Below are 15,111 nucleotides of genomic sequence, written 5' to 3'. Positions count from 1 at the left end.
TTTGAGGCCGAGGGACCCAGATCTTGACCATTGGATGCAATCACTCGCTGGTACCAGTAGAAAGAGTCCTTCGGGATTCGGGCCAGGGACAGATTAACGTTTTAAGCTGCCTATTCTCACCCTACCCGTAAAAAAGCACCCGTTGCTCATCACAGCGCGTGTCGTTTTGATCAATAATTAGCCATAATTACGCCACAAGTTTGGTTAAAATTTGCGTGGCATCCGCCAAAACTTTTTCTGGATGCTGGCGGGCGTCGGTCAACATACCCAATGGCTCTAAATTCATAGCAGCGAATTCTGCGTGCCGAGTTTGAAATTGACGATGGAATGGGAGTAAGTCACTGGCCGTCATCGCTGACCTAACAGCTACTGGTGCTGGATAACGATTCAACACGGTATAGATTTTAGGATTGGTCAGTGTGTATTCCATGCTAAACTGTAAGGCCCCTAAATCTTGATACAACAACGTGTTGACATCCGTTTCAGTCGAATAGGTTAAAATAATTTGTTGCGCTAATGGCAACCAGCACTCGTTGAGTAGCCAAGTATAGTTATCGTGTTTCGGACCCGTAGAATCAAGATCTATCAATAAATAATCCGTCTGGACACCCTGCAACGCTATCCAAAAGTTATTGAGCTCGTTAGCCGTCCGAATATCTGACTGCCACTCATGGCAGTGATGCTTTTGAATGGTCCGCCACGTAACGGTTTGATAATTGCAACTAACGATGGTGACCGTCATTTTCCAATTAGTCAATACGTTCGCTAACGCCAGTGTCAACAGGCTTTTGCCACTAGCAACCTGCGTTCCACCAATGACTAGTGTCTGTGGTTGTTTCCTCAAAACAAAATCCTCCTTAGCTTAATTTACACCAACAGCATACCCGGACAGTCGCTGAATTACTAGTGTTTCGCATGTATAACAGGGGGGACTTTGGGCTTTTTATGAGAAGTCACTGATAAGTTTGTTGGCGAATTAATTCACTCGCTGAATCAGTCAAGGGGACGATGGATTAATTCTGCATAGGGTTGACAAGACACGGTTTTGGCCATAAAAAGTAAGCGCTAACACGTGTGGCGATCAATTTAAACGGATACAATTCAATTTCGCCATTACTACTTATCTCCTCAAAAATTAGTTTTTACTAATAATGTTTAGTTATGTCAATTAACTAACTAGCACACGGTTTGTAAAGAACCATCATCGACGTCTCAAGTACACGCTAACTGTCAAATAGCCATCCCCAGTTACTTACGACCAGAAGATATTAATCAAAATTAGCTCGACTAGTAATCCAGAACCTAGCCGAGCTAATTTATTTTTCTCAATCAGAAGTTTCTGAGTAACCTGGGCGAGCCAATATTAGAACTGGCTTCTGTCTTTAATACCAGACCTAATGAATTAATGACCACCACCCCTGAATAAGACGACTATTTTGAGACATCTCGCACAATTTTTTACCACTCCTTCAACCAAGTTGACTGGTCAACATAACTTTTCCATCATGGCAATTATCCAATCACTTGTTATTCAGCGGCCAAGGCTTTGATCGGATTAGCCCGCGCAGCCCGCCTTGCTGGTAAAATAGCTGCAAGCCAAGCGATAATAATTGCGATTATAAAAATTGCAATTACGTTGCTGAGCTGAATCTGAACTAGCGCATACCCGCCAGTTAGCTTAGCCAGACCATGATTGAGCCCTCGTTCAGCTAAATAGGACAGCCCAGTCGCTAACGTGGCACTGATAATGCCTAACATCAGCGTTTCACTAGTAAATAGCCAGCGAATATCACGCCGGCGCTCCCCCAGCGACCGCAGAATACCAATTTCTCGCATCCGAGCACTGACCGACATGAACATCGTTACAATAATCATTAATGCGGAAACGATTAATGAAATCCCCGCAATCGCCGCCAACACTTTAGTGGCAATATTAACGTAAGTATTGAACGAATCCAAAGTGGCCGCAATACTAGTCGCGGCAAATGGATGCTTGCCATTAATTGATAAGTGGTTAATTTCATTGACCACGACCTGATTCTGCACCCGACTCTTAATTCTAACGCTCACAAACGTTGGTTGTGTTGAGACACGTGCTGCTGAACGCATCGACTGCATCGTGGTGTAGTTAACTGCATTCAAACCGACCTCAGAGGTGCTATCTACTATTCCGGCAACCGTCAACACGCGCGCCACGGTCACGGGTTGCCCTTTTTGATTGAAGGTTTGATAACTCACAGTCACAGCCCGACCCACTAACTGACGCCAACGCGTTGCCGACCATTTCTGCGCGATTGAAGACTTATCTAATACGATTTGATTGTCACCCGCCACGTGGCCTGCTTTCAACTGCCGGGTCGGGTCACTACTCGTCCAGGTCGTCAGTTCAGGTGCGGCATACTTTTGTTGTCCAATCGCAATCGTTGCGTTTGTAGCTGAAATCCCGGGTTCCACGTTGGTCACGTGCTTAAGGTCACGCAACGCTGTGAGTTGTGAGTCGGTGAACACCGGCATCCGGGCTGCGATACCACCGGCTACAGCTGGATCATAGACGGCCGCAGCCTGTTCATCACGATCCTTCGCGTTATCCGCTTGGTGCATGACCATAATTGATTGTGGATCCACCAACGCATTCATTTCGTGGTTAATATACCCTTTTATGCCGGTCCCCAGACCATTGAAAAGCATGACGGCGAATAATCCAATCGCTGTGCCAACGACAATTAGCGTATTCCAGATCCACGTATGCCGCATATGCTTGAAGGCCATCATGACTGATACCCAATACGAAAGTGACCGCGCAGGTAGTGACGCAACTGTTTGCGTGGTGCCGACATTTTGGGTGGTCACTGGTTGTGACTTAATTCGTCCATTCACCAACTCGGCAATCCGGGTCGCCGCACCCGCCACGCGCTGTGAATGGGTCACACAAATCACCAAGCGCCCTTCCCGTGCGATTTTTTGAAGCATGACCATGACATCGGCGGTATTGTCTGCATCCAGCGCACCAGTCGGCTCATCCGCAATCAAAATTTTAGGATCACCGGCTAATGCCCGAGCGATTGCCACCCGTTGTTTTTGACCACCTGATAATTGTTGCGGGTATTTTTTTATTTGTGCCGTCAAGCCAACGTTTGCTAGGAGCTCGTGTGCCCGCCGCAATCGGTCACCATGGCTTAATTTAGTCATATCTAAGGCTAGCAGGACATTCTCAAGCACGGTCAAATGACCGATTAGATTGTAGGTCTGTGATATATAGCCAATGACTTCGCGCCGGTACTGATCCAGCTGGCGCTCATGATGATAATCAAGTGATTGTCCAGCGATACTGACGATTCCCGTGAAATCATGGTCTAGTCCCCCAATAATATTCATCAAGGTTGTCTTACCACCACCTGATTCACCGACAATCGCCACAAACTCACCGAGTTCAAACTGCAAGTTAATGTCCTTCAAGACGTTGAATGTTTGTTTGCCAACCTGATAGTTCTTACAAATATTTGTTAGTTCTAAGTAGCTCATCACCAAGCCCCCAATATGGCATTTTGAATTAGCTTTCAGAATACCACCCCGGACGACTAAACAGGTCATTAAAATTTTAGTACTGGAAGTTGCCTTATTAAGATTTTAATGTTTGCTTCGATCATCACACCAACTTATAATCAGACATAAATCATGCTTGGTTTCACTAACTCGGATGGGCGGTCATTTGTAAGCATCACGGCGCCTTCAATCCAGTTTGATCGTTTATCTGAAGAAAACACAGCCAGGAGGGATAACCATGAAAAAGGCTCTCAGCTTAATCGGTTCCGACTATATTCGTTGCGCGATTTTTTTCGTGATTGCTTTTTATGCCGTCACCGCAGACCCCAGTGGCCGTTTTCACCTACATTGGACGTTAACCAACCTCTATCTGACTTCCGCATACTTCTTCGGCCATCCACTCCTAATGTGCCTATTGCCACGACTTGCCCATAACCCCTTTCGAATGATTTCAGTCGCTTCACGTGCCCTGAATGATGCGACCGGCCAACATCAAACAATCACTCAAATTTATCATAACGCCGTCAATCCCGTCAGTAGCCGTGATATGTTGCTCTCTCAAAATGAATATCGTGACGATATGATATCGATCAGTGTTTCCTTTGTCATTCATGGTTGCCTATTGTTACTATCTTGGCCGTTGATCGGGATCATTTTACTCGGCCGGGGCGGTAAAGCCTTGATTCGTCGACTGATGATCCACTTCACACGATAAGTCTGTTTCCAGTTACAATAGTGGGCCTCCGCTACCTACTTGCGATTTCTGCGATTGGTTCGCAACCTGCGTTCGCCATCGGTTGTATATCGAGTTCCGTGCCTCTACGGCCGCAACAAAAAAACGCCACGCATTCTCGCCCGGCTTTAACGGCCGGTTTAGTATGCGTGGCGTTCAAATTTGAACAGTTGTTAATTAATTCTAATTACATTTCATCGGGAGCCTTAACGCCAAGTAAGCGAAGGGCTTCCTTCAGGACGATGCTGACACTCTTGACCAAAGCCAGACGAGCGTTTAATTCATCATCTTCAACTAAGATTTTGGTGTTAGCATAATACTTGTTGTATGCCTTGGCTAAGTGGATCGCATACTTAGCAATAACGGATGGTTCGTATTCCGTGCTGGCACGTACTACAGTCGCTGGGAATTCACTCAATAACTTCAAGGTATCCCAAGCGGCTGGGTCGCTTAACGTTTGCTCGGTTGCCGCAATTTCTGGACTACCAGCTTTACGTAAGATACTTTCAGCGCGTGCATGGGCGTACTGCACGTATGGCCCAGTCTCACCTTCGAAACGAACCACTTCTTCCAAGTTAAAGTCAAAGCTGTTCATCCGTTCGTTCTTCAAATCATGGAAGACCACAGCGCCAATCCCAACCGCATCCGCAACTTCATCCTTGTTAGGCAAGTCCGGATTCTTGGCTTCGATTTGTTCATGAGCTAACGCAACCGCATCGTCCAAGACCTTATCAAGCAGGATGACCCGGCCACTCCGAGTTGACAACTTCTTACCACCCGAAGTAATCAAACCAAATGGAATGTGGTGGATCTGGTCAGCCCAGTCAAAGCCCATCTCGGTCAACACAGCCTTTAATTGCTTAAAGTGGTTGGTCTGTTCATTCCCAACGACGTAGAGGGACTGCACGAAATCATAAGTCCGTTTCCGGTAAATTGCGGCCGCCAAGTCCCGCGTGATGTATAAGGTCGCGCCATCTGATTTTTTAATCAATGCGGGATTCAAGTCATACTTGCTTAAATCCACCACTTCGGCGCCTTGACTTTCTTGCAAGAGGTGCTTGTCTTCCAAGATGTCGACAACTTCTTGCATCTTATCATTGTAGAAGGCCTCACCTTTGAAGGAATCAAAGTCGATATCCAAACGTTGGTAAATCTTCTTGAACGCTTTCAATGATTCTGAGCGGAACCATGACCACAGATGAGTGGCTTCTTCATCACCATTTTCCAACTTTTTGAACCATTCACGCGCCTCGTCATCCATTTCAGGATGATCAACGTCTTCTTTATGGAAACGCACATAGTATTTTAATAAGTTATTGATTGGATCAGCTTTGACCTCAGCTTCGCTTCCCCACATTTTGTAGGCCGTGATCAACTTACCGAACTGTGTGCCCCAGTCACCTAAGTGGTTGATCTTAACGGGTTGGTAATCCAACTTACTTAAAATATTTGCCAAAGAATTCCCAATCACTGTTGAACGTAAATGACCCATTGAGATTGGTTTGGCAATGTTTGGCGATGACATATCGATGGGAACTTGACCCGCTTCACCGAGCTTAGCATCACCAAAATGACCACCATTCGACAACACTTGATTTAAAATATCGGCTGCAAACGCATCTTTCTTGAAGAAGAAGTTAACGTACGGGCCCATTGCAACAACTTTTTCAAAGTCACTGCCATCGACTTTTTCGACGATGTCGCTGGCAATCATTTGAGGTGCCTTGTGTAACGTTTTGGCTAAGGTGAAGGTTGGAAAAGCCAAGTCCCCCTGCTTAGACGTCTTTGGTTGTTCAATCTTGTCTAGAATTGCTTCCTGCGTTAAATCTGGTAGTGCCGGCGCTAAGGCCGCTGCGACGAGTTGTTTATAATCCATATTGTCCTCCTTGATTGTCTTACGGAACAAAAAAAGTCCCTCACATATTTAAAAACATGTAAGAGACGAGACGTGCCCGCGGTACCACTCTAATTGATATGACATCCACTTATTATCGAATTGTCGTCTTCAAAAGCGCGCTTCCAATGATGCTTAGATTCGGCTCCCATCGTCCCGAACTCGCTGGTCTAAACGTTCATCGTACTATTCTTTCTCATTAGACGTATATATTTTTACCATGCGTTAGTATAACAGAATTCAGCCGTTTTGACTAGCTCAACGTTAAAATCATATCCTGATGCGGAATCCCATCTTCTAAATAAACGCCAGAGACTGGTTGAAAACCAAATCCACGGTAGAAGCGATCCAAGTAATGCTGGGCCTGAATATTGATTTGCGTCGTGGAAGGCCACAACGCTTGAATCTGCTCAATCGCTTGTTGGAGCAACTGCTGTCCGTAGCCGTGCCCCCGCACCGCCGGATTAGTGATCACCCGGCCGATACGGGCCTGCTGGTTGGCTTCACGCATTAATCGCGCATATACTAGCAACTGTCCCGTTGAATCCAGCCCCCGTAAATGCCAAGCCATCAAGTCCGTATCGTCGACTTCTTGATACGGACAGGCCTGTTCGACGACAAAAACCGCCACTCGTAACTTGTAAATCTGTTGTAACTGCCGAACAGTTAACTCATCGAAAGATGTTGTTATAAATTGCATTTGCGCTCCTTAACGATTACTGGTGATCACCTATCTGGTCAACTATTAGTCATCTTGATTTTTACTCAATAAAAAAGAACGGGTCATTGCTGACTAACGTTCTTGATTATCATCATCTATTGACGGTCCGTACGAGACTCGAACTCGTGATCTCCTGCGTGACAGGCAGGCGTCCTAAACCAACTAGACCAACGGACCATGCGCTCAAGGAGCTTGAGAATACAATGACTACTAACCGAAATGATTAATAGCAAAGCGGGTGACGGGAATCGGACCCGCGACGCAAGCTTGGGAAGCTTGAATTTTACCACTAAACTACACCCGCATTTGACAACAGAAATTAGTATAGCATACATTTTTTCTGTTGTCATGGTTATTTATAAATTTTTAGTCTTCTTTTTCTGGGACGACTTTCGGCTTTGGAGCCGCTTTAATGAGCTTAGCATCTTCCTTACGAACAACTGCGCGGTGGTTATACTCGTTAACAATTGGTTCGTCAGCTTTTTGAAATTCCTTAATTAAGATCAAGACTGAATTTTCATACACTTTTTCAATTTCACCCTTGAAATCATGTTCTAACGAAGCAAACTTCTTACCAGCGACGTAATCGCCAATTTTTAATTCTACGGCCATTTGTAAACTCCTTAACGTTTTTCAATTCATGCCCCGTCCACAGGTGTCCGGGAGATTATATGAGTGACTTTAAAATAAAATTGATAACAAATATTATCAAATAATCCACTTGGTTGCAAGCCTTAATTACAATTTTTCAGAATCGTTTAATATTGGTTCGGCCCCTTCTGCGACCGTGTTTGTCATGCGGGCCTGTTGTCGTAAATCGTGGACCGATTTGATATAAGCAGGCAAAAGCACGGCACACGACCCTAACCAAGCTAACGGCTCCGAACTACAAGCACCGGCGTAATCGAAGATCCGAACTAAGATCAGTGCTGCAAACACCCGCATAAAGAGTTCCGCCGCGCCTGCCAAAGTTGGAATCGCGCTGCGTCCAAGCCCTTGCAAGGTATTACGCATAATAAATAACATTGATAATAGAATATACGTACTCCCGATGACGTTAAAATACGTCTGGGATAAGTTCAATACCGCCATGTCCTGATGACCAACGAAGAACCCCACGAGTTGCTTGCCCCAAACAATTTCAATCAAACCGGCAGCCACACTAAAGCTCCCCGACAACCACATGGTCTGTTTGACTCCCGTGATAATCCGTTCATACTGCTGAGCGCCATAATTCTGAGCCGCGAAAGTCGCCATGGTGACCCCAAAAGACATTAATGGCTGAGTCGCGACTTGGTCGATTTTCTGAGCGGCAGTCGTGGCCGCCACTGAGTTAGTGCCAAGACTATTCAGTGCCGCTTGTAACACGATCGTTCCAATCGCGATGATCGACATCTGAAAGGCCATGGGTAACCCAACATTCAGATGGGCCTTCACTTCTGACCAAACCAACTTGAAGTGGCGCCGCCCAATGTGCAAGATGGGCACTTTGACGATGATGTAAACCACACACATGAGCGTTGCAATGGTTTGCGCTAAAATGGTTGCCCAGCTCGCCCCGGCAATGCCCCATTTGAAAGCCAAGATGAATAACAATTCCAAGCCAATATTAATTAACGCGCTGATAATCAAAAACCATAAAGGCGTGCGACTATCACCGAGTGCGCGAATGATGTTTGACAACAGGTTGAACGCAATTGGTGCCAGCATCCCGCCAAGCATAATTTGTAAGAACGTCCGCGCATCCGCAATGATATCCGTTGGCGTTTGCATCAACAACAAGATATGGTCAACAAAAATCAACGACAGAATCGTCAAAATAATCCCAACAATTAAACTAACTACGATACTAATCGCAAAACTGCGCCGCACCGCTTTAAAATCACGTGCCCCAAAATGCTGGGCTGTTAATATGGATAAGCCAGCGGTTAACCCCTGCGCAAAGCCAATGATCAAAAACTGAACACTACCAGTTGATCCAACTGCCGCTAGGGCTTTAACCCCTAACGTCTGACCAACAATCAACGTGTCCGATAAACTATAAAATTGCTGAAAAATGTTACCGATTAGTAACGGAATCGTAAACCAAAAAATTAATTTTAGCGGTTTTCCCTTTGTTAAATCGTTCATTTTCGCACTCCTTTCATTAATTAAGATGACGTGCTTGTAATCGTTTTCTCGGTGCTTTGTCAGACAAGCAAACTTTGCTAGTATATCAACTTTAGATTTATAATACTAGTCCTTTGTTCGCAAATATTAAATATTTTATTTTGATCAGTGAATTGGTCGTCTTGATTTACTTTATAAGGCCATTTCACTGTGCTAAGCTGTCACCGATTTACTAACCAACACAAAAGACTTGTCAGCGGACGCCCACAAGTCTTTTAGATTCGATTAAATCACATTACAGCACCATATAATAGTAATAGGACACAAACACACAAACGACCATACAAATCAAATTTAACGGAATTCCGACTTTAAAGTAGTCCGTGAACTTATAATGTCCAGGGCCGTAAACAATCAAGTTTGTTTGGTACCCGATTGGCGTTGAAAAGTCCGCCGTCGCAGCAATCGTAATCAGCATAACAAGCATCATCACGGGTAGATTTTCCAACTTTGCTGCGGAAACGACCACTGGAAACATCAGTGATAACGCCGCCGCATTGGACAAGATGGCCGTTAAGAAATTGGTCACGAAATAAATCAGGAACATATAGATGATTGGTGACGCATTCCCGGTAATTGCTACCAATGACTTCGCGATAAACTTATCAGCACCCACGTTCGACATCGCAAGCCCAAGTCCATAACTACTAGCCACTAAAAACAACACGTTCATATCGACCGCCTTCACAATATCGCTGATTGAAACGCATTTCGTCAAGAAAAGTACCACGCACGAGGCCGCCAGACCAACGAACAAATCAATCACGCCCATAGTCGACACGATGATTGTTGCAACCAATAAAACAATCGGTAAAACATCCTTATAAGTATGTTTCCGGGACTTCACTGGTTGTGAATTAAAGACGTGTAAATCTTTGAGACTTGCCAGCTCGTCTGGTTCACCAGTGGTAATCATGACCAAGTTGTCCCCGCCTTTTAAGCGAATACTTCCGAGATGCCCTTCGAGGTTGACATCGTTGCGTCGAATTGCGACGACGACACTCCCAAAGACATTGCGGAAACGCGCTGATTTGACCGTTTGGTTCACCAAACTGGACGTATCCGGAATGGAGACTTCGACAAGCCGGACCCGTTCATTGGTGATATCAGTCATATTGATTTTCTGAGTACTTGGTATTAGACCTTTAATATTCATAAGATCATTAATACAATCAAAATTTCCAGTGAAGTAAAGACGGTCACCTAACTGTAGAATCGTCTCATCCGTCACCGGCACGATCGACTGACCACTCCGATTAATCGCCACTAAGAAAGAGCGCGGTAAATTACGAAGTTTGGCGGCGACCACCGTTTGATTGAGGTGTTCAAACTCATCGCCGATCGTCATTTCAATCAAGTAATCATTCGGTTCAGCAACAACATCGTCAACACTACTCCCATAATAGGTCGGTAACATGCGGTACCCGATCGTCAATAAGTAAATCAATCCGATAATCGTGATAGGAATCCCGATGACAGCCAAGTCAAAGGTACCAAATTGTGCTAATTTGTACTTAGATAATAACCCTTGTGCCACTAGATTGGTCGAAGTCCCTAGAACGGTCAACAACCCACTCAGAATCGTGGCGTAGGATAGTGGGATCAAGAACTTTGAGATTGCCATCCCCTTCTGCTTCGTCCAACGCTGGACCATCGGTGTCAAAGTGGACACAATCGGGGTATTGTTCATAAATGGTGAAATCACACTCACACTAGCTAGCAACCGTAATAAGGAACGCTTCTCGCTGTGACCATCGCCGAGAATCCGGTCAAATAAGCGGGTAATAATATTACTTTTGGCAATGGCATAGGCAATAATATACATCAGTGCAATTGTCGCTAATCCGTCGTTAGCAAAACCTGACAGTGCGTCCGTTGGCGACAAGATGCCGACAAACATCAAAAACGCTAAGGCACACAAAATTACGGCGTTCGGGGTCGTAACTTCCATGGCCATTAATATAAATGATACTAATAACGTGATTAAAACAATTGCAATATTTAAGGTCATCGTCATCGCTCCGCTTCAACTAATTTTCATCTCGCTGAGTCTTGCGCCACTGCTCATAATCATCCTATATCCGTCGCGCGTTCAACATAAGAACCATTGTAGACTTGGAATGTGAACATAAATGCGACACGGTATGAAATTATTCTAGCTTTTGCGGATGATTTTGCGACTAAATTGTGTCTTTTTTATTAACATCCAGTCACAACTTTGAAAACGACCTTTTCGGGCTGACGACTGGTTTAAGAACGGACGCGCTTGAAGGCGTGCGGGTGACGAAATATTGATTATCAAGCATTCAAAAGTGACGCCTAGCTAATCAACCGGCAATCATTTTCCGCAGTTATTGATCAACCGATATTATGACTAGTCCGCCATTGAGCCATATTTTTCATAACGGGCCACTAACGACCATCTCGCCATCAGTATCCTGATTGGATCAACACGCAAACAGGCGCCCCGACCAGATGATCCATCTAGTCATGAGCGCCCGTTTTACATTCGATTGTCCTTATTCATTAATACCATACGTGTGCTTCGTTGGATACAACGAGAAGCGTTCGGCCCGGTAGACATAACCACCGCTTGGAAGGCCCGTTAATTCAACGTTAAACACCTGTTGATTGCTCTTCAAATCGTATTCAATAATATTAGCTGATTTACCATTATTCAACCAACCAAAATCAATTAGCCGATTCGAAGCACTCAAGTAACGATTAGAACCAATAATATTGGCAAAATTCTTTTCACCCAACGACTTACCATAACTACCAACTTGAGAAATCGTCTTGGTCTTTTCGTTAATATGGTATTCGACACCTTCTGAGTACTTACCAGATGAAGCTGCCAACGATTTTTTGGTTGTTCCAACCGCAATATTATTGTTAAAGATCATCACATTAAGCGAATTTTTCTTGCCCAACGTGCTTGGATCGACAATTGCTGCATGTTGCCCACCCGGCCAAGCAATCTTACCACTAGCCTTCAGCAAGTACTTGCGGTATGATTTCGGCCATGCGGAAGTCTTTTTACCAGACAAGATCCATTTGATCTTTTCAGTCTTGTAATCGATCTTCATCACTAAGTTCTGATTACGACTGGAAATAATCAGACTCTTATCCGTTTTATCATAGTAGACCGAATTTTGGTGGAACCAATCCTTCTTGCCCATGTATTTACTAGACTTCGTCGCGTTGTACTTCGTGTAGAATTTCGCAGGTAGGATATTCTTCATGTTAATGACCTTGATGATCTTACCCGTCTTATGCGAAATAACAATCATTGTGTCTTCGACATAGGTCCGGCCGCCATCGGAAACGGTCGCAATCAGATCACCGTTTGGCAATTCCGTTACGTCATGGTGGACCTGATTATGGTTCTGCTTCTCAGAACCCTTAGCCTTACCCCAGGCTTTATGATTAAATTTATAAGTCTTATAAACTTTACCCGTATAATCCATTTCAACTAACTCATCAAAATATGAATTCTTAGCATTCGATTTGGTCCAAATCAATAAATGCCCATTGTTAAGTTGTTTGAAAATATGGGAAGTTGGCCGCGTTGTATACCACCGAATATTACCATCCGCATCCATCCCGAACGATAAGTTTTTAGACTGCTTGCTACCAGAGATCGTCGTCCGAACCATAAATGTCAGCTTCGAATTACCAGTCCCTAAGACCATTTTTTGTTTGTTAGCCTTCTTAACGTTGATCTTAAAATCGGTCAACGCCGATGGTAACTTCGCCGTTTTCAGTCGGATCGTCTGGGTCGTCGACGTGCCATCCTTATAAGTCACCTTAATCTTGACCTGATTATTCGTGTTGGCGTATAACCCCAGCACGGTCAAATCATGACTCGTTGTGTACTTATTGACCGTATTAGAAATTGAAGTCTTACTACTCTTGCCGACCACCGTATAACTGACCTTGGCAGCCTTGGTCGTCTGGAAAATCACCTTGGCGGATAACGGAGACACTCCGTATGGGTTAACCTTCGTGTACATGTTATTAACGTTGTAAGTCTTATTGGCGACCGCTTTCTTCAGCGTCGCCGTCTCACTCGACTGGGCCTTAATCTCAGTCTTGACTAGTCGCGTGTTGATGTCCTTCTTCGTCGCACTCGCCGAACGTACCTTACTGGTGGTCGCTGTCGTCGTTGTTGTCTGATGATACTTATAATACCCAAAACTACCGCCAATTGCGACAATCACAACGACAATCAGCGCAATCAACCAATTTCGCTTTTTCATTTACCTTTCACCGACCCTATCTCACTATTTTTTCTGACACTAGTTAATTCCTCACGACCGCTACTCCAACAACATGCCCATTTTGTCAGCCAGAATATTAGACTCACGCCGCTGATATTGGCAGCCTAACCTTCCCGTGGCAACTCACGTGACCGACATAGAATGACTAACAATTGCCATGCCGAAACGAACCAGTTCAGTTTATATTAAATTTATTATACTCAATCTACTGTCGTCGCAGCTAATATTTGCGTCTGCATTTGCTCAATGACTTGTCCAACTGTCACTAGATCCGGGACAAATGCCCCACTTGCTAACGGATGGCCGCCGCCATTAAACGCTTTTGCGACCGCATTGACGTTGATTGCTTTCGAACGGAAATGTACACGATATTGCCCCTGTGGGGTTTCAATGAAGAACAACCAAACTTTGACCGTCGTCAGGTTACCGGGCAACGGGACAATCGCATCCTCATCGCCATATTCCAGACCCAAGTCACTAAATAGCCGTTGCGGTAAGACAACGTGTGCCAGACCACTTGGCTCAATAGTTTGTTCACTCAGGACGTACCCATACAACTTGCTGAGTGCTGGCGTTAAGTCCATTTCGTGGTGACTAATAGTGGCAATATCAATGTCCGTTGCCGCGAGTGCACTAGCAATCTTTAGGGTTCGAGTGGACGTCTCGGGAGTTGAAAAGCGCACCGTATCGCCGATAATTCCGGCATATAGCTTGGTTGCAACGGCCGCCGTCACTATAAAACGACCCGCTTGCGCCAACTCATAAATCATCTCCGAGCAACTGCTATAAGTTTCATCGACCCAGTTCAGTTGCCCATAGGGATCGTGATTCGGGTGATGGTCGATTTTGATCACAAAAGCACCTGTTGGCAACTCCCCAGCTAGGCGCTCATGGTTAGCACAATCTACGGCAATGACTAAGTCCGTTGCTTGTGGGGTCACTAACTGCCCATCGGTTGTATCGATCCACGCCAAATGGCCCGGAACTGGGGCCATCGCCACAACGAGTTTCTCCGGGTAAGCCGCTTTGAGCAAGGCGACTAGTCCAAATTGTGCCCCGATTGCATCGGGATCCGGATTCGTATGACGATAGACCAAGATTCGGTCCATTTTCACAATCGATTTTGTGATGGCAGTAATGATTGCACTAGTTTTCATTTGCAGTAGCCAAACTGACGTAATGGTGTTCCGCCAAGTAATTCAATACTTGTTGGACGGAAGCGGTCAGTGGTTGTTTGGACGTGTCAATCGTAATCTCAGGATCGATAGGTGCTTCGTATGGTGCATCGATGCCTGTAAAGCCCGTGATTTCACCACGACGCGCCTTCGCGTACAATTGTTTCACATCTCGTTGTTCGCAAACTTCAAGCGGCGTGTCGACGAACACTTCAATAAACTCATCGACCTCAAGGTTCGCCCGCACTTTATCACGGTCGGCCCGATATGGTGAAATGAAAGCCGTCAACGTAATCACGCCAGCATCGACAAATAGTTTGGCAACTTCGCCGATTCGGCGAATATTTTCTTCACGGTCTTCAGCTGAGAAGCCTAAATTCTTATTCAAGCCAAAGCGCATATTGTCGCCGTCTAAAACGTAACTACCAACTTGTTGGTCAAATAATGCTTTTTCAACGGCATTCGCAATCGTCGACTTACCGGAGCCGGACAGGCCAGTAAACCATAAAACCACACTTTTATGATGGTTCAGCGCTTGCCGTTCGGCCTTGCTAACTTGCGATTGATGCCAAGTAATATTATCTGATTTCACCATG

General features: G+C 45.1%; 11 protein-coding genes and 2 tRNA genes. 1 reads left to right on the top strand and 12 read right to left on the bottom strand.

What is annotated here, in order from left to right:
* Positions 1-187: 187 nt before the first annotated feature.
* Together RXV91_RS07625 and RXV91_RS07620 are read right to left on the bottom strand one after the other, a co-directional pair.
* Positions 188-844, bottom strand: coding sequence for a hypothetical protein (locus RXV91_RS07625; protein ID WP_003643125.1), 657 nt, complete (start codon positions 842-844; stop codon positions 188-190).
* A gap of 683 nt (positions 845-1,527) precedes the next feature.
* Positions 1,528-3,522, bottom strand: coding sequence for an ATP-binding cassette domain-containing protein (locus RXV91_RS07620; protein ID WP_316439383.1), 1,995 nt, complete (start codon positions 3,520-3,522; stop codon positions 1,528-1,530).
* Positions 3,523-3,781: 259 nt separating this feature from the next.
* Here RXV91_RS07620 and RXV91_RS07615 point away from each other — a divergent pair, with 259 nt between their 5' ends.
* Positions 3,782-4,258, top strand: a complete 477-nt coding sequence (locus tag RXV91_RS07615) for a hypothetical protein (RefSeq protein ID WP_316439382.1) — start codon at positions 3,782-3,784, stop codon at positions 4,256-4,258.
* Between the two features lie 205 nt (positions 4,259-4,463).
* Here the strand turns inward: RXV91_RS07615 and argS are convergent, their stop codons facing one another.
* From argS to cysC, 10 genes are all read right to left on the bottom strand, one after another.
* Positions 4,464-6,152, bottom strand: a complete 1,689-nt coding sequence (gene argS, locus RXV91_RS07610) for an arginine--tRNA ligase (protein WP_003643128.1) — start codon at positions 6,150-6,152, stop codon at positions 4,464-4,466.
* Between the two features lie 271 nt (positions 6,153-6,423).
* A complete protein-coding gene (locus RXV91_RS07605) occupies positions 6,424-6,870 on the bottom strand; it encodes a GNAT family N-acetyltransferase (protein ID WP_316439381.1) in 447 nt (148 codons plus the stop codon).
* Between the two features lie 123 nt (positions 6,871-6,993).
* A tRNA-Asp gene (locus tag RXV91_RS07600) sits at positions 6,994-7,068 on the bottom strand.
* Positions 7,069-7,124: 56 nt separating this feature from the next.
* Positions 7,125-7,195, bottom strand: a tRNA-Gly gene (locus tag RXV91_RS07595).
* A 62-nt stretch (positions 7,196-7,257) separates the two neighbouring features.
* The gene (locus RXV91_RS07590) at positions 7,258-7,503 is read right to left on the bottom strand and encodes a DUF2187 domain-containing protein (RefSeq protein WP_316439380.1); all 246 of its coding nucleotides are present in this window, start codon (positions 7,501-7,503) and stop codon (positions 7,258-7,260) included.
* 126 nt (positions 7,504-7,629) lie between these two features.
* Positions 7,630-9,021: an MATE family efflux transporter gene (locus tag RXV91_RS07585; protein WP_316439379.1), complete on the bottom strand. Its 1,392-nt coding sequence runs from the start codon at positions 9,019-9,021 to the stop codon at positions 7,630-7,632.
* A 274-nt stretch (positions 9,022-9,295) separates the two neighbouring features.
* Complete coding sequence (locus RXV91_RS07580) at positions 9,296-11,071, bottom strand: SLC13 family permease (protein ID WP_060684322.1); 1,776 nt, start codon at positions 11,069-11,071, stop codon at positions 9,296-9,298.
* 508 nt (positions 11,072-11,579) lie between these two features.
* Positions 11,580-13,319: an aryl-sulfate sulfotransferase gene (locus tag RXV91_RS07575; RefSeq protein ID WP_316439378.1), complete on the bottom strand. Its 1,740-nt coding sequence runs from the start codon at positions 13,317-13,319 to the stop codon at positions 11,580-11,582.
* 221 nt (positions 13,320-13,540) lie between these two features.
* On the bottom strand, positions 13,541-14,497 hold the full coding sequence (locus RXV91_RS07570; RefSeq protein ID WP_316439377.1) for a bifunctional oligoribonuclease/PAP phosphatase NrnA: 957 nt from the start codon (positions 14,495-14,497) through the stop codon (positions 13,541-13,543).
* Positions 14,487-15,110, bottom strand: a complete 624-nt coding sequence (gene cysC, locus RXV91_RS07565) for an adenylyl-sulfate kinase (RefSeq protein WP_013355452.1) — start codon at positions 15,108-15,110, stop codon at positions 14,487-14,489. The genes RXV91_RS07570 and cysC overlap by 11 nt, the downstream gene beginning before the upstream one ends.
* Position 15,111: the final 1 nt, after the last annotated feature.

The organism is Lactiplantibacillus sp. DA1, from assembly GCF_032681335.1.
Classification (GTDB): Bacteria; Bacillota; Bacilli; order Lactobacillales; family Lactobacillaceae; genus Lactiplantibacillus.
Note: the sequence above shows the minus strand (reverse complement) of the source record. Positions and strands in the feature narration are given on the sequence as shown.